At 42.7% G+C, this 25,943-nt stretch carries 26 protein-coding genes; 7 read left to right on the forward strand and 19 right to left on the reverse strand.

The window, feature by feature from the left end; translation table 11 throughout:
• Positions 1-31: 31 nt before the first annotated feature.
• The 5 genes from BLS69_RS08335 to BLS69_RS32915 all read right to left on the reverse strand — a co-directional run bounded on the left by BLS69_RS08335 (position 32) and on the right by BLS69_RS32915 (position 3,204).
• The gene (locus BLS69_RS08335) at positions 32-799 is read right to left on the reverse strand and encodes an ABC transporter ATP-binding protein (protein WP_091030291.1); all 768 of its coding nucleotides are present in this window, start codon (positions 797-799) and stop codon (positions 32-34) included.
• A gap of 280 nt (positions 800-1,079) precedes the next feature.
• The gene (locus BLS69_RS08340) at positions 1,080-1,685 is read right to left on the reverse strand and encodes a TetR/AcrR family transcriptional regulator (protein WP_091030293.1); all 606 of its coding nucleotides are present in this window, start codon (positions 1,683-1,685) and stop codon (positions 1,080-1,082) included.
• 201 nt (positions 1,686-1,886) lie between these two features.
• Complete coding sequence (locus BLS69_RS08345; RefSeq protein WP_091030296.1) at positions 1,887-2,333, reverse strand: GNAT family N-acetyltransferase; 447 nt, start codon at positions 2,331-2,333, stop codon at positions 1,887-1,889.
• A gap of 186 nt (positions 2,334-2,519) precedes the next feature.
• Positions 2,520-2,855, reverse strand: coding sequence for a GyrI-like domain-containing protein (locus BLS69_RS32910; protein WP_371129036.1), 336 nt, complete (start codon positions 2,853-2,855; stop codon positions 2,520-2,522).
• A gap of 49 nt (positions 2,856-2,904) precedes the next feature.
• Positions 2,905-3,204: a helix-turn-helix transcriptional regulator gene (locus BLS69_RS32915; protein ID WP_371129037.1), complete on the reverse strand. Its 300-nt coding sequence runs from the start codon at positions 3,202-3,204 to the stop codon at positions 2,905-2,907.
• 41 nt (positions 3,205-3,245) lie between these two features.
• On the opposite strand from BLS69_RS32915, the gene BLS69_RS31865 reads away from it, so the two are divergent.
• Entirely contained in the window at positions 3,246-3,464 is a 219-nt protein-coding gene (locus BLS69_RS31865; protein WP_143023564.1) for a hypothetical protein, read from the forward strand.
• A gap of 193 nt (positions 3,465-3,657) precedes the next feature.
• Here the strand turns inward: BLS69_RS31865 and BLS69_RS08355 are convergent, their stop codons facing one another.
• From BLS69_RS08355 to map, 5 genes are all read right to left on the reverse strand, one after another.
• A complete protein-coding gene (locus BLS69_RS08355; protein ID WP_091030298.1) occupies positions 3,658-4,419 on the reverse strand; it encodes a class I SAM-dependent methyltransferase in 762 nt (253 codons plus the stop codon).
• Positions 4,420-4,517: 98 nt separating this feature from the next.
• A complete protein-coding gene (locus tag BLS69_RS08360) occupies positions 4,518-5,399 on the reverse strand; it encodes a phosphotransferase family protein (protein WP_091030301.1) in 882 nt (293 codons plus the stop codon).
• Positions 5,400-5,480: 81 nt separating this feature from the next.
• Complete coding sequence (locus BLS69_RS08365; protein WP_091030303.1) at positions 5,481-5,852, reverse strand: DUF7674 family protein; 372 nt, start codon at positions 5,850-5,852, stop codon at positions 5,481-5,483.
• A 545-nt stretch (positions 5,853-6,397) separates the two neighbouring features.
• The gene (locus BLS69_RS08375) at positions 6,398-7,636 is read right to left on the reverse strand and encodes a DUF418 domain-containing protein (protein WP_091030309.1); all 1,239 of its coding nucleotides are present in this window, start codon (positions 7,634-7,636) and stop codon (positions 6,398-6,400) included.
• 170 nt (positions 7,637-7,806) lie between these two features.
• Positions 7,807-8,547, reverse strand: coding sequence for a type I methionyl aminopeptidase (gene map / locus BLS69_RS08380; protein ID WP_091030310.1), 741 nt, complete (start codon positions 8,545-8,547; stop codon positions 7,807-7,809).
• A gap of 74 nt (positions 8,548-8,621) precedes the next feature.
• Between map and BLS69_RS08385 the strand changes: the two genes are divergently transcribed.
• Positions 8,622-8,966: a winged helix-turn-helix transcriptional regulator gene (locus tag BLS69_RS08385; RefSeq protein ID WP_091030313.1), complete on the forward strand. Its 345-nt coding sequence runs from the start codon at positions 8,622-8,624 to the stop codon at positions 8,964-8,966.
• Here the strand turns inward: BLS69_RS08385 and BLS69_RS08390 are convergent.
• Positions 8,896-10,836, reverse strand: a complete 1,941-nt coding sequence (locus BLS69_RS08390; protein ID WP_091030315.1) for a glycoside hydrolase family 127 protein — start codon at positions 10,834-10,836, stop codon at positions 8,896-8,898. The two genes, BLS69_RS08385 and BLS69_RS08390, sit on opposite strands and share 71 nt — an antisense overlap.
• Before the next feature lie 81 nt (positions 10,837-10,917).
• Between BLS69_RS08390 and BLS69_RS08395 the strand changes: the two genes are divergently transcribed.
• Entirely contained in the window at positions 10,918-11,817 is a 900-nt protein-coding gene (locus tag BLS69_RS08395; protein WP_256332258.1) for an AraC family transcriptional regulator, read from the forward strand.
• Here the strand turns inward: BLS69_RS08395 and BLS69_RS08400 are convergent.
• Together BLS69_RS08400 and BLS69_RS08405 are read right to left on the reverse strand one after the other, a co-directional pair.
• A complete protein-coding gene (locus BLS69_RS08400) occupies positions 11,814-12,341 on the reverse strand; it encodes a VOC family protein (RefSeq protein WP_091030318.1) in 528 nt (175 codons plus the stop codon). The genes BLS69_RS08395 and BLS69_RS08400 overlap by 4 nt on opposite strands.
• An 85-nt stretch (positions 12,342-12,426) precedes the next feature.
• Positions 12,427-13,389, reverse strand: a complete 963-nt coding sequence (locus tag BLS69_RS08405) for a helix-turn-helix transcriptional regulator (protein ID WP_091030319.1) — start codon at positions 13,387-13,389, stop codon at positions 12,427-12,429.
• 130 nt (positions 13,390-13,519) lie between these two features.
• Between BLS69_RS08405 and BLS69_RS08410 the strand changes: the two genes are divergently transcribed.
• Positions 13,520-14,644, forward strand: coding sequence for a GerAB/ArcD/ProY family transporter (locus tag BLS69_RS08410; RefSeq protein ID WP_091030324.1), 1,125 nt, complete (start codon positions 13,520-13,522; stop codon positions 14,642-14,644).
• 141 nt (positions 14,645-14,785) lie between these two features.
• Here BLS69_RS08410 and BLS69_RS08415 read toward each other — a convergent pair whose 3' ends face one another.
• A complete protein-coding gene (locus BLS69_RS08415; protein WP_091030327.1) occupies positions 14,786-16,054 on the reverse strand; it encodes a cytosine deaminase in 1,269 nt (422 codons plus the stop codon).
• Entirely contained in the window at positions 16,023-17,300 is a 1,278-nt protein-coding gene (gene codB, locus BLS69_RS08420; protein WP_091030329.1) for a cytosine permease, read from the reverse strand. The genes BLS69_RS08415 and codB overlap by 32 nt, the downstream gene beginning before the upstream one ends.
• A gap of 500 nt (positions 17,301-17,800) precedes the next feature.
• On the opposite strand from codB, the gene BLS69_RS08425 reads away from it, so the two are divergent.
• Positions 17,801-18,754, forward strand: a complete 954-nt coding sequence (locus BLS69_RS08425) for an ABC transporter substrate-binding protein (protein ID WP_371129038.1) — start codon at positions 17,801-17,803, stop codon at positions 18,752-18,754.
• A 173-nt stretch (positions 18,755-18,927) separates the two neighbouring features.
• A complete protein-coding gene (locus BLS69_RS08430) occupies positions 18,928-20,646 on the forward strand; it encodes an AraC family transcriptional regulator (RefSeq protein WP_091030334.1) in 1,719 nt (572 codons plus the stop codon).
• Positions 20,647-20,688: 42 nt separating this feature from the next.
• On the opposite strand, the gene BLS69_RS08435 is transcribed toward BLS69_RS08430, so the two are convergent.
• The 3 genes from BLS69_RS08435 to BLS69_RS08445 form a co-directional block, all read right to left on the reverse strand.
• On the reverse strand, positions 20,689-21,339 hold the full coding sequence (locus tag BLS69_RS08435) for a hypothetical protein (RefSeq protein WP_143023565.1): 651 nt from the start codon (positions 21,337-21,339) through the stop codon (positions 20,689-20,691).
• A gap of 191 nt (positions 21,340-21,530) precedes the next feature.
• The gene (locus tag BLS69_RS08440; RefSeq protein WP_091030340.1) at positions 21,531-22,565 is read right to left on the reverse strand and encodes a ketopantoate reductase family protein; all 1,035 of its coding nucleotides are present in this window, start codon (positions 22,563-22,565) and stop codon (positions 21,531-21,533) included.
• Positions 22,566-22,579: 14 nt separating this feature from the next.
• Positions 22,580-23,326 carry an acetoacetate decarboxylase gene (locus tag BLS69_RS08445; RefSeq protein ID WP_091030343.1) on the reverse strand — a complete coding sequence of 249 codons (747 nt, stop codon included), beginning with the start codon at positions 23,324-23,326 and terminating at the stop codon, positions 22,580-22,582.
• Between the two features lie 152 nt (positions 23,327-23,478).
• On the opposite strand from BLS69_RS08445, the gene BLS69_RS08450 reads away from it, so the two are divergent.
• Positions 23,479-24,366, forward strand: a complete 888-nt coding sequence (locus tag BLS69_RS08450) for a LysR family transcriptional regulator (protein ID WP_091030347.1) — start codon at positions 23,479-23,481, stop codon at positions 24,364-24,366.
• Positions 24,367-24,449: 83 nt separating this feature from the next.
• On the opposite strand, the gene BLS69_RS08455 is transcribed toward BLS69_RS08450, so the two are convergent.
• The gene (locus BLS69_RS08455; protein ID WP_091030351.1) at positions 24,450-25,856 is read right to left on the reverse strand and encodes a family 4 glycosyl hydrolase; all 1,407 of its coding nucleotides are present in this window, start codon (positions 25,854-25,856) and stop codon (positions 24,450-24,452) included.
• Positions 25,857-25,943: the final 87 nt, after the last annotated feature.

Raw genomic sequence — 25,943 nt, forward strand, 5'->3', positions numbered from 1 at the left:
TATGAAAGTAGATTCGTTAATACGTATCCAATTAAATGCCAGCGCCCTTGTCTATCAAGGGAGAATGTTCCACTTTTTCGAACTCGCCTAGAACGCGGGAGCGAAGTTCCTGGAATGAACTCCCACTGCGTTTACGCGGATAGGGAAGGTCTACATGAATTACATTGCGGATATGACCTGGGCGAGGGTTCATAATGACGACTTTCTCTCCAAGAAATACCGCTTCGTCCAAGTCATGCGTAACGAACAACATTGTCGTCCGGCTGTTCTGCCAGATATCCAGCAGCGCTTCTTGCATGTGTGTGCGAGTGAAGGCATCGAGTGCTCCAAAAGGCTCGTCGAGCAGCAGAATCTCCGGTTTGCGCAACAAAGCCCTTGCAATAGCCACCCGTTGAGCCATTCCTCCGGACAACTCCTTCGGATATGCTTTCTCGAATCCCTTTAGACGAACCAATTCAATTAGCTCTTGAACTCGATGGCGAACCTGAGCATTGCGAAGCGAGAGATTGGCCGCGATATTCTTCTCGACCGTCATCCAAGGGAACAAACGTGGCTCCTGAAAAATAAACCCTTTATCAACGCTTGGTCCCGTAATGGCCATTCCATTCAGTTCCACTTTTCCCTCATATGTCGTATCCAACCCGGCCACAATCTTGAGCAATGTACTTTTGCCGCAGCCACTGGGTCCGATAAAAGTAATAAATTGTCCCCGCTCAACCTGCAACCCTATATTGCTAAGTGCTAGAATCGGCCCGGTAGGAGCAGCGAACGTTTTGTTCAACCGCTCAATATTCAGCATCAGATGAAACCTCCAATTTAAAATAATTTTTCAGATCTATTTACTTGGTTTTATGGTTATAAAAAAAGGCCTTCTGCTTGTATATCTTTCCCCACGAACGATCTCTGGTTATCCAGTCGAACTCTCGTTCACAAACCGAGCAATCATTCGGTTTGTTGGGGAAATTGTAGCAGTGGCCTGTATCTGTTGTCAATCATTTCTTTTGGAGACTTTTGGAATTATGTAGAGATCACGCATATTTTCATATTCGAAACCTTGTTCGCTTGTGATCCCGAACCCTTTACCCCTCATGTCTTGCAGTAAATAAAGAGACGATGGAACGCGCTTGCGCACGAATCGGAACTTCAGCGCCGGGCATTTTTTGCAGCGTCAGTCCTTGAATTAAACTTACAAAATAATAGGCAAGCTCCAAGGGGACACCACTGACGATAAGCCCTTCCTTTTGCCCCTGTTCCATTATGTTCGCGACAGGACCAAGGTTATTCGTGAAACGTTCTGTAACTTCTCTTCGAATCTCTTCGGAGGAAGATTCCGAAAGCCGCGCTGTGTGGATAAGAATCGTGTAAGCCCAATTGTTTTCCAGCGCGAGCCATGACTCAGACAATAGTAAAAGTTTATTTAGAGCATCACCTGATTGCTCAGCGAGTTGGGAGACATGTTCGCCGTAACGCGTCTGACCTCTTCTGAGAATTTCGCTGATAATCTCGTCTTTGGACTTAAAGTAGTGATACATGTTCCCAATGCTCATGTCTGCTGCCGCTGCGATGTGGTTGATGCTTACTGAACCGATTCCTTTGAATGCAATGATTTCCAAAGCGGAATCAAGGATGTGATTGATTCTTTTTTCCCGTTGTTGTTGGTCTTTCTCTATGTTTCTAGGTGACATTAACGTTGCAACCCCTTTCTGAATTTCATTATAGCATAGCCGTTTTACAGGCTGGATTCATCCGGGAAGCTTTCAGAGCATCTTCGGTCGTGTTGTCGAAGATATGTCCGATCACTCAGGACCGCAGAAATGTGATCCGTCAATGAAAAAACCCAACTTCCACTCTTAGTTCACAGAGTGTGTTGGGTCTTTTTAGCGCAATTAATGGGTTAAGTCAATCACTTTATCAAAGCAATATGAATCTCTGTCATAGCCGTTATGCTCATAAAAAGCATGAGCGTTGGTTCGCTTCATTCCGCTACATAAAATAATACTTGATATTCCCCGTTCTTTAGCATAATTTTCAGTCTGTCTTAGTAGTTTTGTGCCTATCCCTCTATTTTGCAGCTCTCTTTTAACAGCAAGAGCTTGAATATGTAGATAACCTATTGGAACTCCTACAGATAATGACTGTACAATAGTTACAAAACCCACGACATCATTATCTATTAGTGCAACAAATGTTTTGTAATTCCCGGCCTTATTCATCTCTTCCATAGTCACTCGGAAGTCTGCATCATTAACATTACGAATTTCAAGTACATCATTCCATAAAAAAACAACTTCAGCATAATCATCTGATATAATTTCTCGTATTTTAATATTCATACTAAACCCCCTCAAGATAAAATAAATCGGACAATCTCCCCTATACCCTATTGGTGATAAGGTTCTCCACGCTGTCTGTAACGGCAAGTTTTAGGGCCATCCTTTGTGGGGATGACCTTATATTATAATCTAAATTTTTTCAGTTGTCTTCTTTGTTAACGCCTGCATTCCACTCGTATGGAAGCATTATTTTTTCTTCACGGGTATCCAGATTTCTCCTGAAACATTCCCATGCCGTGCCATTCCATAATACATTTCGAAAGTAGGGCCTTCAACCTGTTCGTATTCAGATGTCGGAAACCACTCAGAATAGATTCGTACCCATAGTTTTTGCATATCACACTGCGGCTCCGGGAAAATCGCCCACGTTAATGCTGGGACAGCAAGTTTTGTGAATCTCTCCGGAATCTCAAGCCCCTTAGGTACATGATAACAGATCATGTATTTGAAAGATTCTTTAGTGTGATCATAAAGGGCGGCATGTAACATGGTATCACCAAAACGTCCCAATAAGTCGTTCATATGATCAACGCTGCCATCATCATCACATTTTATACGAAATTGAGGTACTTCACATAATGCCATGAAGATTTTTAAAGGCCCGTGCAAACGCCTCCGGCGAATCATATCCATATTTCATTGCTACATCAATAACCTTTGAATCTGTTGTCTGCAGTTCGAATGCCGCCAACGTCAACCGTCGACGTCGAATATACTCCGATAACGATACGCCAGTAATAAATGGAAACATCCTTTGAAAATGATAGGTAGAGCAACAGGCTCTCTGTGCGATTTTATCAAATGAAATAGTGTCCGCTAGATTTGTTTCGATATATTCCATGGCACTATTCATCCGGACCAACCAATCCATCGTATTCCCTCCCTTCAAGGTAATTTTATGGGAAATAAATAATGAATACCTTGCAATTTCTGCACGAAAAAGTCAGTAAAACTGCTCTTATTGATGATACGGTTCACCGGGTCATCACTGGAGTAATCAAAAAAAGAGTAGATATGAGCGAATCATCTGGAAGTACGACGATGGGACTTGTTTTGCCAGCGTATCTTAACCGGAGGCTAGCGCAATCCATGTTGCGAAGTATATCGACATATAAGTTGGATTTCACCTAAAAAAGTATCCATTCATTACAGTATTCAGGTAGAAAATAATAGAACTTTTTACGTGCGTGTCTTCCGGGCTAAGGTGTCTAAACGAACCATTTTTGTTTTTTAACTTTGTGCTGATTCCCTTATTCCCAATGATAAAAAAGAATCCACTCCGACAGTCAAAGGAGTGGTTCTAATTAGGGATAGAACATTCAGTTTATTTACTAGCGACAATTGTAAATTCCCATGGAATGTTCTCATTTTCCCAACCACGATGCTCATCAAATTTCTTTATATTAAAGCCAGATGTAATAACGGAATTTATTATATCGCTAAGGGTATACAGCCTAATCGAAACATCTGGAAAGTCTTGTTGTTCATCCTGATCGAAATAATGTTTATATGCTACATCCCCACTATGTAATTCTTCGTCAAAGTAGTTTTGTTGGATTGAGTATTCGATTTTAGAATTAGAAGAAACGAAACATCTTCTTAAAGGGTGAAAGTCACTCAAAATCATTACACCATCATCTTTAAGTAATGAGAACAATAGAGACATGAATTTTTCAATGTCATTGAAATAGTGTAAAATTCCGCCTTCCAAATATAACATGTCAAAATGACCACTATACTTCTCTATGTCTATATCATAAATATCAGTAACAACATATTGTATAGACACATTAGCGGAATCTGCCAGTTCTAGAGCATATTTTTTGTTTTCTTCAGATATATCAAATACGGTTACATCTGCGCCTAACAAAGCTATTGGGACTGCTTTTCTTCCGTTTGAACCACATAGGTTAGCAATCCTTTTTCCTGCAATCTGTTCAAAATACTGCTTATGTTTTTTAAGCTGTGCTAGGGGATTAGCTAATATTTGTTGTGCTTTTTCCTTAGGTGAACCATCTCGTTTGTTCCAAAACTCATATGCCCGATGTTCCCAAGCTACCTTATTCTTAGCACTTTGTTCATTCATACTAAGTCAAATCTCCCTTCTATTACCCTGTTATGAGAGCGCATACAATTCTATAGTAAAATATGGGCTGCCGCCCTATCCTATATAAACAACTATACTCAACACTCCACCGAATTCCTTAAAATAAGAATATTCTCTTGAAGGAACGTATGATTTTTTTCAATCCCTCTTTTTTTACACCAAACAACTGCGCTGAAAGCATCGTAAAAATCGTAAAATAGCAGCACACTCTCCAGATCCAACATAGGTCGAATCGATTGATAACCTTTAATGAACGGTGTCTTTGTTCTCGGATTAACTTTCCAAATATATCGATTAACTTTTGTGAAATCTATTTCCGAGGAACCACTACGAGCACTCTCGAAATCAATAATGCCAGCAACCTCGTTACCATTCACCAATATATTACCTGGTCTAAAATCCATGTGAACAATGCATGGCCCATCAGGATGCGGTAAAGCTGAGAAAACTCCATCAAAGTGATGAATACATCTCTCATACAATTCAGAGTCGAGAATTTCTTTACATGGCTCTTTCCACTTTTCAAAATTACTTTTGATATGTAATCTCCAATTATTTTGGTCAAGTAACTTAAAACCATCGGTTACATGGTAACCATACCCAGGAGTATTAACCTCATGGAGCATAGCATGATATACGCCAATCTGAAAAGAAAGTTTCTCATCAATCTCTCCTGTACAAGGCTTACCTTGAATTGCTGAAAGGAGCAAAGCTCCAGCAGCACTTTCATCCCCGTACCATATGTCCAATACCTTAGGAACCGGTATTACACCCTTTAATTGTTCAAGCATCTGAAATTCACGGAATAGTTTATCCTTATTAAAAGGGATTTTCACAAACACGTTTTCTCCACTGACGAGAGTAAGTTTGTATACATCAGAACTAAATGACTCTGGAACATCTTCGATATTTAAGACATTCAACTTTAGCTTTTCTATAACTTTTAAAATGGTATTCATATGTCGCCTCCTGTTTTGGAAGATTTCTTCCGATTTTATTACGAGATCGCGAAAAGAATACATGGATCAAGGCAAATTATTCTATGAAAAATATTTTCCTGAGTGTAAGTCTTCTATTTTTTGAGAAAGTCTTTTAGTATGTAACTTCATATAACATTGAGCTTTTTGCAAAATATCTGTATGCCCACCTAAATCATACAAAATTGTAGTAGATAACACTTGTACAATATAAAGGCTTGTTTGAGTTGCCATCCATTCAAAAAAATTGAAAAACTTCTCAATTTGTTCTGTATCATCATTTTCACGAAGTAATCCATCAACATAAGTAGCCACTTCATCACCAAAAAACACATGTCCTAGAAACTCTTGATTTAATTCCAAATGTTCTATATAACAATTGTGGAATTCAGGAAAAAGTTTTAAGAATTGATTGATTAAATTGTCACTGTCCATTCTCCAACCTCCATACTTACCCGTAATCACTGTTCTTTTGGTTTAAAAAACATCTTGCCAACCATAAGTCCCATAGCAGTTGAACAGATCAGATATCCAAAGAACAAGAAAAGTAAATAAACACCATGAAGATCTGCGGGAATCTGTTTTAAACCTTCAAACCATGCAAAACGAAAAGGATAAAAGATGACTACCCAAATGATCAGCAAGAAAAGAAGAAAATTAATTATTTTTAGCACAATAATGATCCTTTCAAGCTTGAGTGGAAACAGTTGAATGTATATGCTTCATATTTCATTTCGCATTACCTTACCACTGTCCGCACTATATTAGTTAGCTTATGTATTAGGGTTGATATGTTGGATCTATAAATAATTACTAATTATAACAGGAAACATTAGGGGGATAGCTTATTCTTCAGTCCAACGTTAAGTGTATAATTCCTGTCTTGATTTAATTTTAGGAAGATGATCGTTACGGCATAAAGAAGCCCTCTCTTTTGGTAGAACGAGCTTCTTTTTGCGTTTCACGATAACACTTTATGCTTACTGGACACCAGGCGCGTTTTCATGCGTAACTAAGTTCGATCTTTTCTTCTTTCTTGGCTGCCCTTTCCAGGACAGATATGTCCAAATCCGCAGAAGGTACTCGACAGGACCATTGCTAAATTTCTTGAGATATAGCGGACTGAGCCACAATTGAATGCCGTAGACAGCAAGCGCAATAATTGCTCCGATAAACACACCAGCACGACCAAACAGTCCCAGGCCGTATCCATAGAAAATTGTCGTACAGATTACGCTCTGCATCAGGTAATTCGTCAACGAGAGACGGCCAACCGCCTCAAATCTGTACATCAGGCTGGAACGGCGACTTCCCGCATACAACAGTGCAAATGCATAAATGTATCCGAGTGCAAGCAACGTTCCTCCAAGCGTCCCCCCGATTCCGATACCGAGCCAACCTTCCGCACCCAATTGTGGCGCCAATACACCGTATGCTTTGAGTATCAAACCTACTGGAATTAATAACGAGGCACGGCGAAGATACATAGTCCGCTTCGTTTGGGGATCGCTAAACGTGCCGCTTCTGGCAGCGTGCATGCCGAGCAAGAACATCGGTACTGTCATGAGTGGGGCTAACAGCAGGATCAATAGGGCAAATGACACCTCCAAATCCCCGCCGAATGGATCGACGTTATTACTGAAATTCCTGATTTCCGCGTATGTGCCGCTACCGTATACATCCTGACTTTGAATGATGTAGTTCTCCATATGAATGGACTCAATCGCCAGCGGGTTCATCGGATTAGATGCCGGGAGGCCAAGTATGCCCGCTCCCATGAGTAGCAGTACCGACCAAATGAGCAGCGTTTTGGGCTTCCGATTAAGGAACATGAGCAAGAAGAAACCGAGTACACCATAAAATGTCAGGATATCCCCTTCCCACAGATAGATGATGTGCAGTAAACCGATTCCAAACAGTAGTAGAAAACGGCGTGCCAGATGACACTTTGGTCGTAAATCTCGTGATTTTAGGCTTTCTGAGAGCTTAACCATTCCAAAGCCAAACATAAATGCAAAAATCGGCATAAAACTGCCCACTACAGTGATCAGCAGGAATGAGAGGAAAGCCTGATCTGCTCCGCCAATCCCGAACAGTTGGGGTTTACTCTGGCCATACATTCCATATTGGAAAGCCAGCATATTCGCCAGCACAATGCCGGCCAGACTGAATCCACGCAGTCCATCAATGACTTGAACGCGCTTTTTTGATGTGCTCAATCAATCACCTCTGTCTATAACATAAAGATCAGATCTAAATATACGTTAAATCCTTCCATAATTTCAACATAAATTAATAAGCGAACGTTTATATTTTGATTTACTTTGACGTACCAATAAAACAAAAACAAAAAAAGTCGCTAAATTTAGCGACTTTCAGTTTGAACACCTTAAAGAGTGACAATAATCGGACCATTTTTAGTAAGAATAATGGTATGTTCTATTTGAGCTACATAGCTGTTTTTAGTAACAAAGGTCCAGCCATCACCTGTTTGTTCTACTTCTTCTTCTGAAGTTGAGATAAACGGCTCGAATGCAATAACCATACCTTCTTTTAACAATTCATCATCCGATGGATCATTATAATTGTAGATGTGGTCAGGTGCTTCGTGTATTCCACGTCCAACACCATGTCCGGTAAGGTTTTTAATAACCGTTAATTCATGCTGTCTGGCAGTTTGGAATACGGCTTTACCGATTCCGCTTTTTTTGGAGCCTGGTTTTGCTTTTTTAAGACCTGCTTCAAATGCCAGTTTAACAACGTCGCATATTTTCGTTAATACTTCTTCACCTTCGCCTACGACAAACGAGAGTCCCGTATCTGCAAAATAACTGTTTTTGGAGCCAGACACATCAATATTGACGATGTCCCCTTCTTGAATAACCCGCTCTCCCGGAATACCATGTGCCACTTCTTCATTAACACTAATACAAGTAAATCCCGGGAAATTATATTCACTTTTTGGAGCAGAAACTGCGCCAGCTTTCTCAAAAAGCTCTCCTGCCAAATCATCAAGCTCTTTAGTGGTTATGCCTGGGATAGTTCTTTGAACCAATTCATCTCTAATAGAAGCAACAATTTTGCCAATTTCCTTCAAGCCATTAAAATCTTCTTCTGTTCTTGCGATCATTTTTTCTTACCTCACTATCTTTTATCATTAATTGATTACATAAGTATTTTTTTGATTGAACTTTAGATAATCATATCCAAAGCTGCAAAGCTTCGCAACTTTTTTATGCGGAGGTACCGGCCAGAGTCGAATACAGCTTGAGAGATTTAGGTAATACGCAGAGACCCATCATTAGTGTGATGGAAACATGGGGAATGGATTATAAGAAGCTCAATGAGGATACTTCGAAACCGATACAGACGAATAGGATTACGGATAGTAGAAAACGGGCGCATCCATGTTCAGGGTGCACTCGTTTTTTTGGTGGTTCCTTTTGTGGAATTGTAAAAGTGCGTCCTTACTTCCTCTTTAATAGCGTAGCCACACGCTCATCTCACCAGCCAGCCGATTACCCCACAGATAATAGGGTATGGCCTTGAAACGTACTTCCTTTTTTTGATTAATATAAGAACGGTACGGCTTCTCATCTGACCATGAAGAGCTGTCGTCAGTCACGAAACCATCCCCTTCTACCACGATACAACCACCTAGCAAATCTGGATCAGCATACGCGGTTAATTGTGGCTCCGAAGCCAACACGAGCGAAGTGAGCGGTGCCCCGTTGTCTGCTTCTTCTACGCAATAAACGAGCGGGCCGCGTTGAATCGCCACCTTGCCTGCATCTGCCCGAATTAAAGGGTGCGCAGCAACTAACTTCGGCTCAATCGGAAGCAGCCACTCCACTGTATTTCCATCTGACCAGCTGCGATTTATTTTCGCGTAACCATTCTCAACATGAATATCTTGCTTTTCACCATTCACTTTCAAGGTGGGCTGTCCGTTCTGGAACCAATCCGGTATACGCAGTGCAAGCTCGAACTCCGCACATTCGCTATCCTTGGGAAGCTGAACCGAAAATTCAACGCGGCCGTTCCAAGGCAGCTCGGAGCGTTGATGCAATGTTATTGTGGTGTCGGCAAGCTCGAACGAGGCTTTACTTCCAATATACAAATGGGTATAGATCGTTCTGCCATCCTCAGACACGTCGTAAATATAATCGTCTAACGAACCTAGCAACCGTGCAACATTTGGAGGACAACAGGAGCAACCAAACCATTTTTGTCGGACGGGCTTTACGTGATGTTTATCTGGATTTTTGAGACTTGCTTCTGGCCAAACTTCAAGTGGATTGACATAAAAGAAGTGTTTCCCATCCATAGACATGCTACCCAGCACATTGTTGTATAGCGCTCTCTCCAACACATCCGCATATTCACTTTTAACTTCCAATTGAAGCATGCGTCGTGCCCAGAAAATCAAACCAATTGAAGCACAGGTCTCCGCATAAACGGAATCATTCGGAAGATCGTAGTCAAACGTAAAGGCTTCCCCGAGGTGTGTAGAACCAATGCCTCCGGTAATATACATTTGTTTGCCTGTTGTGTTCGACCAAAGTCGTTCACACGCCGCCTTCAGTCCCTCGTCACCTGTTAGTCGCGCAAGATCAGCCATCGCCGTGTACATGTAAACTGCCCGAACGGAGTGTCCAACAGCTACCTTTTGCTCACGAACAGGAAGATGAGATTGATAGACCTCAAGATTAGGTGCTCCCTGGGACCAGATATTTGTTCGGCTTCCGCGTTCCCATTCCTCGATAAAATAGTTGGGCTGCTTACCCCGTTCATCTATGAAGTATTGGCTTAGATTCAAATAACGTTCTTCTCCCGTAACACCATATAGCTTAACCAGAGCCAATTCAATTTCCTGATGACCGCAGTAAGCCCTTATCTGTCCCGGCTTGGTTCCGAACATACGATCAATCAGATCAGCGAATCGGCATGAGATGTCTAGTAACTTACGCTTCCCCGTAGCCTGGTAATACGCAACTGCCGCTTCAATTAAATGACCCGCACAATACAGCTCATGAGCTTCATAAAGATTGGTCCATTGCTTCCCAGGTTCTTGGATCGTGAAGTAGGTATTCAGATAACCATCGTCATGTTGGGCTTGGCCAATCAATTCGATGGATTCATCAGCGATCTTCTCTAACCTCTGATCTGGATGATGACGGAGCGAATAAGCAACGGCCTCTAACCACTTGTAGAGATCACTGTCCTGAAATACCCATCCGCCAAACTCTCCTTGCTCCAAGCCAGCAGCAATACGGAAATTTCGAATAGCATGACTAGGCTCAGCGTCCTCTACCCTATCGTTCAGAGCTTCCCATTGATAGGGAATAACCGTTTCTCGTACAAGATCGGAATATGTATTCCAAAATTGGTCTTGAATTTGGATCTGGTTCTGTCCCATTATACACACCTCAAAAGTATAAAATTTGACTCTTTTCAAAGTCGAGTATATGCTTTTTCTTAAAGTGAGGATAGGAATGGAATGAGCATTTTTCTATACAAAATGACACTAAAAAATGAGGTTGATTCATTGAATGAAGAATTAATTGTTGCCTTACAAACCCCACCTCTTCCATATTACTGGGAATCTGGTCGTTCAACGTTCCGTGTAGGCGACCGTCATCCTAATCGAAGAAATTTCGGTCTGTTTGATGTATTGCTCGTGGTTGATGGGGAACTACATATCGGTGAGAATGGGACGGAATGGACACTTGGTACAGGTGATGCACTGGTATTACTACCTGAAGGTGAGCATTACTCGTTTAGGCCCTGCGAACAGGAAACAACATTTTACTGGGTTCATTTTGAGCATGGGAACTGGCATCAGATTCCCTTAATCGAAGAATGGGAAGCGGTAATTCCGTTATCGCCATTCGATAAGCCAAAATCAATACGGATTCCTAAGAAAACTACGGTGCTAAGTCCCCAACTCGTATTCGATCTAATGCAGAAGCTGTTGGAACTGCCGGTAGGTGATTCCTTCTGGGAGAAGCAGCAACTGTTATTCCGCTTTCTGGCTACACTTGAAAATGGCATCTCAGATATGGCCAAAACACCTGCTTCACGGCTTGCCGAGAACGTAGCTGTTTTCATCCAGCAACACTACCAAGAAGAGATCACCAATGAAACACTCTCATCAGCGCTACACTTCCACCCTAGCTACATCGTTCGCTGTATGAAAATGAAATACGATGTCACACCGGTTCATTACTTATTACAATTTAGGATTGAGCGGGCCAAGCAGCTTATGGTTTCGACGGAATGGTCGATAGATCGTATAGCCGCTGAAGTGGGTTTTCAATATTCCCCTTACTTTTCTACCTGCTTCAAGCGAAGTGTTGGAATATCTCCCCTCCAGTTTCGCAAGAAATATCTGAACTAGCTGTTCATGGAGACGCTTTTGGCCCACTCAGCGACTCGCCGACTACTTTCTTCTTCCGATAAATCTTCAATCCGGGTCAGAATAGACCAGCGTACACCAAAAGGGTCTAGTATACTTCCGAATCGATCACCAGACGCAAAGTTAACAATCTCTTCTCTTACTTTCGCCCCTCTGGATACGGCGGTTGCAATGGTTTCATCCACATTCATGACGTAAACCCCTAAAGAATAACATGCATGATCTTGATCTGGGGGCAAAGCCAATTGATATGCCGGGTTCGCTGCTCCCAGCTGTAAAAAACCATTTCCAAAATCTAATTCGGCATGAACAATAAACGTATCACCATTTCCATCTGGATGCTCAGTGATATCCTTCACCCTTGCATTGAAAACAATTTTATAGAAATGAATTGCTTCAGAAGGATCCTTCACTGTTATAAATGGGGTAATCGATGTAACTCCCTTAGGTGTACCCTTCTTTGTATATTTTCCTGAAACTGCCTTGTGTTTTGTCTGTTCACTCATATGTCTACTCCGCCTTCCTTCTCAGTAATCCGAGATTGTCATCATTATAAAACAACTTCACTGACATCTACTGTCAGTGAAGTTGTTAAAGTTGATAGTATTCCATTAACTCGGATACAACAGCAACAAGTCGGTCCTTCACACGCTGTGGTTCGATGACTTGAATGGATTTCCCATAGGATAGGAGAAAATAGGGGACGTATGTATCAATTGATTTTTCATCAAATAAAAAGATGGCTTGATTAGAAGTCCGCTCTTTCAGATAATGTCCCATAAACCAATGCAGCCCCAAGTCATCCAATGCCTCTGATCGGCCTTTGATAACCAAGGAAATTAACCCCTCTTTTCCCCCTACATCAGGTAACAAATTTTGCAGAAAAAATTCACGGGCTGAAAAAGCTTGCGAACGCTTAAAGCGGATCGGAGTAAGCTTGATTCGCAGAATACGATCTGCCCGAAAGCTGCGGAACTCATTTCTCAAGTGGCAAAACGCAATGGTATACCATTTATTATTCCAGTAAACCATTCCATACGGGTCTATTACTCTATTCTTGGGTTGTTCATCACGGCTTCTGCGATAATCAATTTCGACAGACCAATCATTAGCCACGGCTTGCTCCAATTCCGCCAAGATCGGCTGAATGGATGGGTCTCCCATACGATTGATAACGTTAAATTCGGCTAAATGACGACGAAGTGTGTTTTCCTGATCCTGATTTGAATACATTTTCAATTTGGATGTTGCATTGTCCAATGCCTCACTCAAAGGGTATCCAGCTTCTTTTGCAAACACAGCAGCTTGGAGGAGTGCCTTTTTTTCTTCAATATCAAATAAAAGAGGTGCTTTGATATGCTGATTCAGCAAGCTATACCCGCCGTTGTGACCTGTATCGGAAATGATCGGTACTCCACTGGCACATAATGCATCAATATATCGATATACGGTTCTTATATTGATTTCTAACTTTTCGGACATTTGTTTTGCAGTTACTTTGGTGCCTGAATTCAGCATCCATAGAATGGCTAACATATTATCGTTCTTTGGCATAACCTGCATCCTCATCTTCAGTTCATTATTGGATATCTCCACATTATATCAGTACAGCATATTTTACATAAAACAACTTCCTTGGGCGATACTACCTAGAAATATATTCTCCGGTTTGGAGCGAAGGCTAATGAAGCAATCCACATCTAATATTAATACCTCCGAGGTTATTATTGTAGTTATCAATTCAATACTCGGAGCTGGAATTCTAACACTCCCTCGCACAATTAGTAAAGCAGTAGGAACACCAGATGTATGGATTTCTGTCATTTTATCAGGATTAATTGTTACCACAATCAGCATCCTCCTTGTAACCTTGTGTCGTAGATTCCCCGGTAAAACGGTATTCGAATTTATACCCGAAATCACAGGTCAGTGGATTGCTTATCTATTGGGACTTTTAATTATCGTGTATTTTGTTGTTCTTTGTTCATTCGAAGTTAGAGTCATGGCCGAAATTACAAGTATGTACATCCTTGAGCGCACGCCTACTTGGGTCACTATTATGGTCAGTTTGTGGATTGGTATTTATATGTTAACGGGTGGTCTTAAGGTTATCATCCGGGTCTTCTCAATCGTGTTGCCCGTTACGCTTGTGTTGCTAGCGCTGGTTTTCCTTTTAAGCACCAAGATGTTTGAACTTAATAACCTCAGACCACTCCTGGGCGATGGATTCATGCCTGTGTTGAAGGGTCTTAAACCTTCGTGTCTGTCCTATTCTGGATATGAAGTTTTACTCATCATCACAGCTTACATGGTGGACGTGAAAGCAAGCAATAAAGCTGCTATATACAGCATACTTAGTTGTACGATCATATATTTGGTCACGATTGTTACCGTTGTAGGGAACTTATCTTTGCCAGGAATTCAAACACGAATGTGGCCGACGTTCGACATGGTTCGAAGTTTTGAAATTGAGGGGTTTCTTTTTGAGCGTTATGAATCGCTGTTCATTGTGTTTTGGCTGATGCAGATCTTTGCAACCTATGCTTTTAAACACTATTTTGCGGCAATCGGAATCCGAGATTTGTTTCGTCTCAAAAATATTACGAGCATACAATTCGCGATGTTGCCAGTCTTGTATGTAATTGCTTACTTGCCTAAAAACCTGGAGGAAACGTTAGCCTTGGGTGATTTTCTTGGCAATATGTCCATTTTTTTATTTGGCTTGTTACCACTGCTACTGCTGATCATTAGTTTTGTTCGTAAAAAAGGCGGGAAGCAGGCTTCTAGTGAAGCACTTAAGGCAAGCTGAATGTTTGGTTTTTATTGTATGTGCTCAGGAGCATCTTTTCGTTCTTCTGGCTCTCCATTAGCAAAATGCATTCTGTATACAATACAAAAAAGCAAAAAAGCCGCTAAAATAGCGACTTTTAGTGGGAGTATATTTTCTACATTATTTATTAAAAGTAACCTTTTCTGTTCCGCCTTCAAAAATGATGGATGTGTCTCGCGGCTTCGATTCCGCAACTTTACGGCCGCCTCTGTAGGAATAAAGTACGCCGGCTTGTTTGCGAACAGCCTCATATTCGTTCTCTGCTTCAAGTACGATGAAGTTAGCAGGTTTACCTTCTTCAATACCGTATACATCCTCAATGTGTAACGTTCTTGCGCTGTTTTTCGTAATGAGGTCGATTGAATTTACGATCTGGTCGTAACCAAGCAACTGCGAAGCATGAATCCCCATGTGCAGTACTTGCAGCATGTTGCCTGTACCGAGCGGATACCATGGATCGAAGATGTCATCGTGACCAAAGCACACATTCAGACCTGCTTCCTGCAACTCTTTGACACGCGTCAGCCCTCTTCTCTTCGGATACGTGTCGAAGCGTCCTTGCAGGTGAATGTTAACCAACGGATTGGAGACAAAGTTCAGATCTGCCATCTTCAGCAAACGGAACAACTTGTACGTATAAGCGTCATTATATGACCCCATTGCTGTCGTGTGACTTGCCGTTGTTCGTGAACCCAGTCCACGTTCATAAGCTTCCTTGGCTACAACTTCAACGAAACGGGATTGCTCGTCATCAATTTCATCGCAATGGATATCAATGAGACGATCGTATTTTTCAGCCAGATCAAACGCAACTTTCATTGAATCAACGCCATATTCCCGTGTGAATTCGAAGTGTGGAATACCCCCGACCACGTCAACGCCCATTTTCAGTGACTCTTCCAGCAATTCTGCCCCGTTTGGATAAGAGTGAATGCCTTCCTGTGGAAAAGCAACAAGCTGGATGTCCATATATGGAGCCATTTCTTCTTTTACTTCAAGCATCGCTTTAACGGCGATCAAGCTTGGATCGGTAACGTCCACATGAGTCCGTACATGCTGGATACCTTGTGCCAACTGCCACTTGAGTGCTGTTTTGGAGCGTGTTTTGACATCTTCATGTGTCAAGAAAGCCTTACGCTCTGACCAGCGTTGAATGCCTTCGAACAGCGTTCCGCTTAGGTTCCATTCCGGCTCGCCTGCGGTGAGCGTTGTATCGAGATGAATATGCGGCTCAATGAACGGTGGCAGGACAAGCGATCCGTTGACATCCAGGACTTCCTCATTGTCGGTCACTTCCAGCGATTGTGTGATTCGCTCAAACTTCCCGTCTTTCACAACAATATTCCATAGTCCTTCTTTACCCCGCAATTTTGCGTTCTGTATAATCATTTATTTTCCCCATTTCTTTGGATTCTTTGGCTGGAACAATCAGCATCAAGACGATATAGGCCACTGCTGTACCAAGCAGTGCGTTCAATGGTGTTACGCCAGGAGCCAGTTGGGCGAATGCCACGCCGATGGCCCATGCGACCATCGCTACCCAGTTTACATTTTTGAATGACATGTCAGCAAATGGCTTATAGTTTCTACGTTTTACAATGAAGTAATCTGCGATAATAATAGCCCCGATGGATGGTACCGCCGCGCCCAGTACGTTCAGGAAACTGACGAAGTTGTTGTACATCCACATGGCGAATACGGTACCCACAATGCCGTTTACGATGACGAAAAATTTCTTCGAAATTTTGGTGATGTTGGCAAAACCAAGACCTGAAGCGTACAGTGCATTATCGTTGGTCGTCCAGATATTCAAGCCCAGAACGATGATTGCCGGGATGATCAATCCTTGCAGGAACATGACCTCCGAGATATCAGCCAGGTTATAGGCCATCGCACCAACTGCACCGAACAGAAACATGAGTGAGTTACCCAGGAAGAATGCAATCACTGTTGCGGTAACTGCCTGTTTCGATGTTCGGGAAAACCGGGCAAAATCGGGTGTCAGCGTTCCGCCGCTTATGAATGATCCAATACAGATCGTCAATGCCGCCGCCGCGGTAAGCGACTGAGTCGGCGTGTAATCAAGCAACCCTTGCAGACCACCCAGCGAACCCGCACCTTCGAACATGGAGTAACCACCGAGAATGGCAATCGCAGGAACCGCGATATATCCGAGAATGACGAGTGACTTCATACCGAAGATGGCTGATGCTGTCATGGCAAGTCCGAACACGATAATCAACAGGTACACGTTCCAGTCCATGGCTTTGGCGACCGGAATCGCGAACATGGCTACGCCTACTCCGAACCATCCGACCTGTGTGAAGCCTAGCAGGAACGAAGGTAGATACGACCCTTTTGCACCGAACGCATATTTAGCGAGCAAATGTGTGGACAGCCCCGTTTTGGCAGCGATATGTGCCAGTGCCCCTGTGTAGATACCGAGCACCAGATTGCCTGCAAGTACGATGCCAATAAACTCCATGAACGTCAAGCTGACGCCCAATGTGCCTCCTGCCAGCATGCTTGCAGAGAAGAAAGTGAACCCGAGCATGACCGATAATGTCTTCCAAAAGTGGTTTCTTTGCGATTTCGGCACAGCTTGCCATGAAAACTCTTGATCTTGTTTGCTCATCAGAATACCCCCAACATAAAGTGTATCTGATACCAAAAAAAGCAGAAAAAAGAGGCTACTCGTCAAGTTATATACACTGACAAGTAGCCTCTTTTTGCATCATAACCCGCGCGAAGACACAGAGCATCCCATGACGGAATAAGCCCTTGATTCTCGCGTGATTATGAAATCCGCTGCCCTTGCCAGCCTCTCTGGACTGAATTAAAGGTACCAGTATTCAATTACATACTATTATTTTGGAAAACTCTGCAGTTGTCAATGTCATTATTATCCAACGATTATTAATTCCTTATACAGCAAGCTGTTTTTGATCACGCATACTCCGATGACAGCACACCTGCGGATTGAAAATAATGCAACGAACAAATAGATGCACGCATTGACATTTGTACAAATAAATTCACTGCGTTTTTTTCATTGTAAGCCCCGGAAATGGCACCTATAATTACATGTAATTGATAATGGTTATCAATGAGAAAAAGAGAACTCAGGGGGAAACAATGATGAACAGTGCAATTAAGAAACACCTATTGATATGGGGAGCATGCTTTCTTCTTCTATCCGTCCTTGCAGCATGCAGCCGTTCGGAAAGCGCTCCTTCACAAGAACCTGTGAAGACCAACGAACAAACGACAAAAAGCTATACAACCCAAACAGACGAAGTGATTGAAATACCCACTCAACCACAACGAGTTATCTATCTTGGTTCAACACTTGGAGATCTCCTTGCAATGGACATCCCCATCGTTGGAGCCAATCTGATTCATGCTTCAAAAAGCTATATTGTAGACCGATTAGAAGGTATTGAGGATGTCGGGAACCCTGGTGATTTGGAGGCAATAACGGCTTTGCAGCCTGACTTGATTTTGAATGGTTATAACCAAGATGCTGACCGGAACGCCGCTTTTTCAAAGATTGCGCCTACGATTCCGTTCAACTCGGCGTTACCATTTACAGAACGCGTACGCGAGCTTGGCAACATTTTTGGCAAACAGGATGAGGCAGAGCAATGGATCAGCAGATTTGATACAAAAGCGGAAGCGATGTGGGACAAGCTGAATGTGGCAGAGGGCGAGACAGCGACCATCTTCTTGCAGTTGGGTAAACAGCTTTATGTGATGGGGAATCGTTCCTTGGGTGTAGTCATGTATCGCGAGCACGGATTTGCAATTCCGCCAGCAATTCAGCAAAACATTATCGACAAGGACCTAACATTCGTCGAACTTTCGGAAGAACTAATGCCGGACTATGCAGGAGATCACCTCTTTGTCCTTACGCTGGATAATGACGAAAGCCGAGCTGAATCTGAGCGCTTGTTACAAAGCACTTTGTGGAAAACGTTGCCTGCCGTTCAGCAAGGACGTGTCTATACAGCATCTGCCGATTGGAATACCGACAACCTGCTGGCACTGGAGCAATTGCTTGATGAATTGCCAAAATGGATGAATCGATAATAACGCATTGATGATGGCGTCAAAATCCTCCAAACCCTTTGGGCTGTGGAGGATTTTTTGATTCTGTAAACTTATACTGCTTGCAATAAGGCTGCAACGGAACATTCTCAAACGTGTAAAATGTGGTAAACTAGTAATTGAGAATTATTATCACTAGATCGGAGTGCTCCAGAATGCAAATGGCTTCCCTATACATCCAACTGCAGCAGCATGATCTGCTTCAGCTCACACCACTGCAGGAAACCAATCATCATAATCCATCAACCAAGAGCAAGGCTGCCAATGAATATACATTGCTTATTGCTCTGGATCATGGAATTCGGCTGTTAACAAACAACATCTCCCAAGATCTGAGCCAAGGAAGTTGTATTCTGCTCCCTACTCAGCAATCCTACATTCTCAAAACGATAAAAGAGCAAGCGCATGTAGCCCGGTTGACCTTTCTTTCTTTTCAAGTGGATCAGTTGACTCTGCTTCCGGCTTGCCCTCCTCTTATTCTGGGCTTTCCTTACACGCTGTCTCTTTCTACTATAAAACTTGCGTTGGCAAGTGAAGACTGGATTTCTCCGCTGCCTTTGCAATCCAACAAGCAAAATCGGTTGCAGGAGAAGAAATTTACGCCTACGTATCATTCAAAATCAGCAGTTACTCAGGCCCGGCTGCAACTGATACTTAGCCTGATGGCTCAGCTAGAAAGCGCTGCTCCGCCAGTGCAAAATGATCAAGCGGTACAGCTTACACTCAGCTATATGGAGCAGCACTACAACGAAGATCTAACCGTAGAGTTCTTGGCCGAAATGGCCGGCATGGTTCGATGGCAATATAGCAAATTGTTTAAGGTGATTACTGGTAAGAAACCAACGGATTACCTGGCAGAGCTTAGAGTCCAGCATGCCAAAAAGCTACTGTCCAGTTCTACCGATACCTTGCGTGAGATATCCAGACAAGTCGGTTTTAAGGATGAGTATTATTTCAGTCGGCGTTTTCACCAGCTCACAGGACACCCTCCACGGGAATACGCGAATATACAAAGACGTACCAGGCAAAGAACGATAACCGATTCCCTCGGCAGGCAGATTTCCCTCCCTGATGCGGCTATTCGTATTGTGGCCACAGGTACCCATACCCTTGGGGAGTTGCTTGCTATTGGTATCCGTCCAGTCGGCGCGGGAATAACAACAATGAGATCACAAGTCATATATCGAAGCAAACTGCTTCACATGCCGGACATTGGACTGCAAGGTGCACCGGAGCAAGTCTCCTTACTTAAGCCTGATCTTATACTGCTTGGCAACTATAGTGAGCAGCAGTTACCTCAACTGGACGCCATTGCCCCTACCATCGTCTATCGCGAAACAACCAGCACTTTTGAGCGTCTTCGTTATATTGCGGATCTTTTCGATCGAAGCAGAACGGCTGAACAGTGGATCGACCGCTATGAGGAAAGTGTCAGGAGGATACGGCGACAATTGGCGGATGATTATATTGCAGGAGAACGAGCAACTGTCTATCTGGTGCTGGGTAAAAACATATATGTTATGGGACAGACGGGATTTGCCGCTACCGTGTATGAATCACTTGGCTTTCGACCCACTGAATCCGTAAATCAACTGATCATTAATGGCAGACCTTGGATACAAATTGATTACAATAAAATCACACAATACGGTGGAGACCGAAACTTCGTGATGGTACCTCAGGAGGAGATGAATGTAAATATACCTTCTCCGCTACAAAGTTTGGTTGGCATGTTGGCACCCAGTAAAGTACATATAGTAGAAGCTGGCTGGAACTACGATGATCCCCTTACCCGTGAGAGGTTATTGACGATTCTACCCTCTATTTTTGCTAAGGATGGACTCACACCTATGCTAGTAAATGAAAAAAAATAAACCGTGAAGCACGGTTTATTTTTTCAAAACATTTTCTCCATCTTACGATATGTGTCCAACAACCTCTGGTAATACTCTTTCGTATTCCTTATATAAAACATAACGATTAACACCTCTGGAAGAGTTAAGTGCTTCATGCGCGTGCTGAATAGCGGTATCACGGTTTTCTGCTTTGAGTTCAATACCCGCGAGCAATGTTGATCGCATCCACTGTTTTTTAATGGATTGAAGTCTTTCACGCGCATCTTCACTTTTCCCGTCTTCCAAGAGTAGAATGGTTTCGTAATATGTACGGTAGTCCGATAAGCCGATATGAGGTACAGCTTGCCGAATGGCAAACATATCCTTGCGATATAATCCGTAAGCTGCCTTGAACTGTGCTTGTGTTGTTCTTCGCTTATATTTCTGCATAATTTGCTCCATAACTAGTTCTACCTCATCATCAAGTCTGTTTGCAAGAACATAAATAATGTATGTCCCAGGTGTATTTTGCTGCTTGGATAAAAAGGACTCTAAACGATCTATACGCTTATCAAATACTAAAGGATAAAAAACATGCTTAATAAACGCGATAAGAATGGTAACGACTACACCCCCTATTGTCCAAAATAGTGAATAGTCATTCCAGGTCATAAATAAAACAAAGACAAACACCACCAAATAAAAGACGAATTCCCCCCAAGATTTCATCATATGTATCTCCTTCGAATAGAAAAATAACCAGCAAGTCTATATTATATCAAATTTAATTCCCCTTTTTGTATAATCTTAGGAAACATAAAACACGAAGAATATTCTATCTGTCGCAAAATCAAGCCTGACTAGATTTACTGATACAACAAAAAAGCCGCTGTATTAGCGACTTTCAGTTGAAATAATTGAATTTATTTTTGAACACTTAATAGTTCTTCAAAAGCTTTTATGTTCGTGTCAAAATCAGGAACGGTTTGAGTTTCTTCAGCAGATTTGACCAGTTTTACAACCAAATCATTATAAGGCGTCGCAATTCCGGTGCCTTCTGCTCTGCTTGAAACAACCCCGTTAATATAATCAATTTCCGTTTTGCGGTTCTTCTCCAGATCTTGAAGCATACTTGCTTTGAGCAATCTGGAGGGCTCCATCACGTAACGTAATGTTTTCACCCGTTCAGGGATATCTTCTTCGTTGTTCAGTTCGAGTGAACTGATGTCGAATCCATTCATTTTAACTAGGGTGACCCCATTGGCGCGAGCAACTTTAATCGTCTCGTCCGCAATATGAGCTGCACTCACAATGCCGGCTTCTTGATCAAGAATGTCCCCATATTCCCCATTCAAAGCAGCTGATAAACCACTAAATGCATTGTTGATCAGCAATTTGGACCATTTGGTTCCAACCAGGTTATCGGAAATGTGTGTTCCACCTACAAGGTCCAACACCGATTTCACGCGCTGAATTCGTTCGGTGATTTCACCATTTAATTCACCAATCTGAAAAGCATACTGCTTAAATTGAGTGTACTCGATGGTCAGGCTCGACACACCCGGTTCAATGAGCGTAGCGCCAAATTCAACGGAGCCAGCAATGACACGTTTTTCACCCACAATGGACGCCACTTTTTCTTCCGGAATCCCGTTCTGCAAAGAACACACCATACTGTCTTCTTTCAAGAATGGAAGTAATTCCTGAAGAATGGAATCGTTGTAGAGTTGTTTGGTTAAAAGTAAAACAAGGTCATACTTTCCTGATTTCTGATCAGGAGTAATGGCTTTTACTTTGGCCTGAAACTCTGTGGTACCCGTCACTTTAGCACCCGTCTGATTTAAAGCATCTACATGTTCCTGATATGCATCAATTAACTCAACGTCCATTCCGCCATCCGCAAGGTATGCGCCTACGATGGTTCCCAAAGATCCTGCTCCTACAATTGCAATTCTCATTATATTTTTTCTCCTTATTTCTCTTCCAGGTAGTTGTATACAGGTTGTGCAGCGTTTAAGGTTAAGTTGGTAAGAATATGAGAAGCGGACACAACTTCCAACACAGGCAGATCTGCAAGAGGTGCCAATGCATGTTCGAACAGTTGAAGCCGGGCAGGTCCTGTCCAGGCCTCTTTCACTTCGATATCCGTAATTTGAGTTCGGATCAGATCACATATTCTTAAATTCCCGGTATAGTCCGTAGCAATCTTAATCATAAAATTAGGCCGGCATATTTCGCGTTTAGCCAACTCTTTATCCATCTCCACATGTTTATAGCCCATCGTTGCCGTGGCTACACGTAACGTTCCATAATCAAGTGTGCCAACAAGTGTATCTGAATCGGTATACAACTTGGGTGCACCCAGCTTTTTCGGATAGGCGGTGAGCTCTCGACCACTCGCAATCGCAGGGAAATTGTCTACATACATCGAATGCAAATAATCGCCTTCCTCCCCATTGAATTGCACAGGGATAACTTGTCCAGCTTCGGTATAGGCACCCAATCCAGAAACATCCGGCATCCACATCACTTCGAATTTAACCAATGGTTCAGTAATTTCGAGAGGTTCTGGTACGGCTGCCCGCAAGGCTTTTTCATCGGTTCGGTAAATAATATTCAAGTATTCACGATTCACAAATTTGTATGGTGGCATCGGGTATGCCGGGGCCGTTAAGGGTGTATTCAGATTTTTAGCTATGTTATTCACATCAATTTTCATCAAAGACACCTACCTCATAAATTTAGTTAAGTTTTGTTATATAAAAATTTGAACTGTATCTCATAAAAAAATTCTACATCAATATTTAAATTTAATATAATACATAATAAGTACTATATATATTTATCAGAATAAATAAGGAGTGCATGTGAATGGAATTGCTTCAGCTCAAATACTTTCAGACCGTTGCCTATACTGAACATATCTCCAAGGCAGCTGCACAATTGAATATTGCTCAACCTTCCCTAAGCTTGACGATTAAAAGACTTGAGGATGAACTGGGTACCCCACTATTTCATAGGAGAGGACGAAACATTCAATTGAATTCCTCAGGTGAGATTTTATTGAAACATGTAAACCGGATTTTTATTGAAATTGAAAATGCAGAGATGGAGATTAAAGCGGAGGAACAGCAAATTTCCAATACGATCAGGATCTCGATTACGAATACTCGGTTCCTCACAGGTCTCATTAGTGACTATATTAACGCTTCCCCCGAAACCAAGCTTCATCAGGGTATTGGGACCCGCAGTGAAATTATTACAGGTTTGAAGAAAGGGGACATGCATCTGGGGATTACGGGGCATCCGATTCAGGATGAGGAGATTGATAGTGTTGTCCTGGTTGAGGAGGATATTGTTTTGGTTGTGCCCACGGACCATGCATACGGTGGAGAGACAAGCATTTCATTAAGTGTTGTTGCAAATGATCCCTTTATTTCCCTTGCCGATAATAAGGAGTACAGCCGATTTACCACCATGCTCTGTGAAAAAGCAGGCTTCCTCCCCAATCATGCATTTGAGGTCGATTCTCATACGCTGCTTGAAATTATCAGCCTTAATCAGGGTGTTGCATTAATTCCGATCTCCGTATGTAGAACACTAGGGTTACGTTATGTAAAAATTGCAGATGATTCAGCTATATATCCCATTAGCCTATCCTGGGTCAAACAAAAATGGTTATCTCCTGCTGTAAGAGAATTTCGTAATTTTATTACTTCGTATTATGAAGACCATGCTGGCTTGTTTAAAGTGGAATAGGATTTCTTTATACATGACAAACGATAAAAACAAAGACCAGGTTAGTTCCTTGGAAGGAACCTGGTCTTTTGTCGTTATCGTTCTTAGCTATACTGCAGTCTGTCCTTATACCAAACGTCCGGAATCATCCTACGCTCCAGCTCCAACAATTCATGAATGATCTTGTCCGCGTCGCTGATGGAACTCACGAGCGGGTCGGTGAGCATCGCCCTTCTCAGCTTCTCGTAGCTCTGTTCCAGAACAGCTTCAACCGTAAGCTCATGCGTATCCAGTACAAGTTCTTGCATACCTCTAATTCCGCGTGGCATCTCGCCTACATGGAGTGGCTTCACTCCATCCATATCTACATCGCATAGTAGTTCTAGGAACGAATCGTTATTCATATTGGTTACCGCGCCTTGATTGAGCGTATTGATGAAGAACTTTTTGCCCAAGTTCCCCACCATATTCTCAATGATGTCAGTCGCATGATCTGGTCCGAAGGTGCTCATGTAATCGGCAATCGGGATGTTCCCTGTAAGGAAGTCATCGACTTGCTGCCACATTTCATCGTGACGTTCATATCTGTCCTCTGTCTCCCAGATCGATAATGGCGGGATGGTGTCCGCAGTTTTGCCAAGACCCTGCCAATACCGAACGTATTCCTTCGTATGCGCCGTACAAGTGGGAATGATTCCAAAAATATCATACAGTTCATAGGTGATCGCATCGTTAAAAAGAGCTTTTGCGCCGCGATCACCGCCGTTATTCTCGTTATCTGCCATCTTGCGCATGGCTTCTGCGATCGTGGGCATCACATTTTTTCCTTCATACTCGGCTTTGAGCAGCCAAGTAAAATGATTGACACCCGCGATTCGAAAATCGAATTTCTGGTTGATCTCCTCAGTGAACTGGCTATTGTCTCCAATGATACCCGCTCTTACGGCGTAATAGGCTTTCTTATGCGGCATGTGATGACTATCGCACAGCGCAAACGATTTAAGCTTCGGAGCATATCGATGTAATGCGATGCCATGAACGGTAGACGGGTTAATATAATTGATCACCCAAGCATCCGGACACAACTCCTCAATGTCTTTGGCGCATTCCATAATAACCGGCAGTTCCCGCATCGCGCGAAAGATTCCGCCCGGGCCAATCGTATCGCCAGAACACATGCGAATCCCATACTTTAGAGAAACCTGGCAGTCGATGCCTCGATATTTCACCGATTCTTCCGCAAAGCTGAGCACAACGAAGTCGGCTCCCGGAAGCACCTGTCTTCGGTCCACTGAACCCTCAATTTTTAGGGAGACGTTGTTCTCCTTGGCGACCATTTCCGCTAGTTTTACCATTTTCGAGAGCCGTTCCTCGTCCGTATCCACCAAAGCCAACGTTCCCTGATTCAAATATGGGGAGTTTACCATCTGCCAGATGGACTGCCGACCAAAAAACAGGCTGCCCGCCCCAATAACAACTACCTTTGGATGCTGTGTGCTTGAAGCATTCATCAATAACCCCTCCTCGTAACGATATAAGTTCATTATAGGTGAGTGGGCTGGAATCGGAATGTGTGATAGTTTTCAATACATGTCATA

The sequence above is a fragment of the Paenibacillus sp. CF095 genome, assembly GCF_900101225.1.
Lineage (GTDB): Bacteria > Bacillota > Bacilli > Paenibacillales > Paenibacillaceae > Paenibacillus.

Excerpts from the sequence above, each read along its gene's own strand:
- BLS69_RS08455 (WP_091030351.1), bottom strand. The coding sequence starts at position 25,856 with ATGAATGCTTCAAGCACACAGCATCCAAAGGTAGTTGTTATTGGGGCG.
- BLS69_RS08360 (WP_091030301.1), bottom strand. The coding sequence starts at position 5,399 with ATGAATACCATTTTAAAAGTTATAGAAAAGCTAAAGTTGAATGTCTTA.
- BLS69_RS08335 (WP_091030291.1), bottom strand. The coding sequence starts at position 799 with ATGCTGAATATTGAGCGGTTGAACAAAACGTTCGCTGCTCCTACCGGG.
- BLS69_RS08425 (WP_371129038.1), top strand. The coding sequence starts at position 17,801 with ATGATGAACAGTGCAATTAAGAAACACCTATTGATATGGGGAGCATGC.
- BLS69_RS08430 (WP_091030334.1), top strand. The coding sequence starts at position 18,928 with ATGCAAATGGCTTCCCTATACATCCAACTGCAGCAGCATGATCTGCTT.
- BLS69_RS08440 (WP_091030340.1), bottom strand. The coding sequence starts at position 22,565 with ATGAGAATTGCAATTGTAGGAGCAGGATCTTTGGGAACCATCGTAGGC.
- BLS69_RS08410 (WP_091030324.1), top strand. The coding sequence starts at position 13,520 with ATGAAGCAATCCACATCTAATATTAATACCTCCGAGGTTATTATTGTA.
- BLS69_RS08355 (WP_091030298.1), bottom strand. The coding sequence starts at position 4,419 with ATGAATGAACAAAGTGCTAAGAATAAGGTAGCTTGGGAACATCGGGCA.
- BLS69_RS08340 (WP_091030293.1), bottom strand. The coding sequence starts at position 1,685 with ATGTCACCTAGAAACATAGAGAAAGACCAACAACAACGGGAAAAAAGA.
- BLS69_RS08415 (WP_091030327.1), bottom strand. The coding sequence starts at position 16,054 with ATGATTATACAGAACGCAAAATTGCGGGGTAAAGAAGGACTATGGAAT.
- BLS69_RS08405 (WP_091030319.1), bottom strand. The coding sequence starts at position 13,389 with ATGCCAAAGAACGATAATATGTTAGCCATTCTATGGATGCTGAATTCA.
- BLS69_RS08445 (WP_091030343.1), bottom strand. The coding sequence starts at position 23,326 with ATGAAAATTGATGTGAATAACATAGCTAAAAATCTGAATACACCCTTA.
- BLS69_RS08390 (WP_091030315.1), bottom strand. The coding sequence starts at position 10,836 with ATGGGACAGAACCAGATCCAAATTCAAGACCAATTTTGGAATACATAT.
- map (WP_091030310.1), bottom strand. The coding sequence starts at position 8,547 with ATGATCGCAAGAACAGAAGAAGATTTTAATGGCTTGAAGGAAATTGGC.
- BLS69_RS08435 (WP_143023565.1), bottom strand. The coding sequence starts at position 21,339 with ATGATGAAATCTTGGGGGGAATTCGTCTTTTATTTGGTGGTGTTTGTC.
- BLS69_RS08365 (WP_091030303.1), bottom strand. The coding sequence starts at position 5,852 with ATGGACAGTGACAATTTAATCAATCAATTCTTAAAACTTTTTCCTGAA.
- BLS69_RS08395 (WP_256332258.1), top strand. The coding sequence starts at position 10,918 with ATGAGCATTTTTCTATACAAAATGACACTAAAAAATGAGGTTGATTCA.
- BLS69_RS08450 (WP_091030347.1), top strand. The coding sequence starts at position 23,479 with ATGGAATTGCTTCAGCTCAAATACTTTCAGACCGTTGCCTATACTGAA.
- BLS69_RS08345 (WP_091030296.1), bottom strand. The coding sequence starts at position 2,333 with ATGAATATTAAAATACGAGAAATTATATCAGATGATTATGCTGAAGTT.
- BLS69_RS31865 (WP_143023564.1), top strand. The coding sequence starts at position 3,246 with ATGAATACCTTGCAATTTCTGCACGAAAAAGTCAGTAAAACTGCTCTT.
- BLS69_RS32915 (WP_371129037.1), bottom strand. The coding sequence starts at position 3,204 with ATGGATTGGTTGGTCCGGATGAATAGTGCCATGGAATATATCGAAACA.
- BLS69_RS08400 (WP_091030318.1), bottom strand. The coding sequence starts at position 12,341 with ATGAGTGAACAGACAAAACACAAGGCAGTTTCAGGAAAATATACAAAG.
- codB (WP_091030329.1), bottom strand. The coding sequence starts at position 17,300 with ATGAGCAAACAAGATCAAGAGTTTTCATGGCAAGCTGTGCCGAAATCG.
- BLS69_RS32910 (WP_371129036.1), bottom strand. The coding sequence starts at position 2,855 with ATGAACGACTTATTGGGACGTTTTGGTGATACCATGTTACATGCCGCC.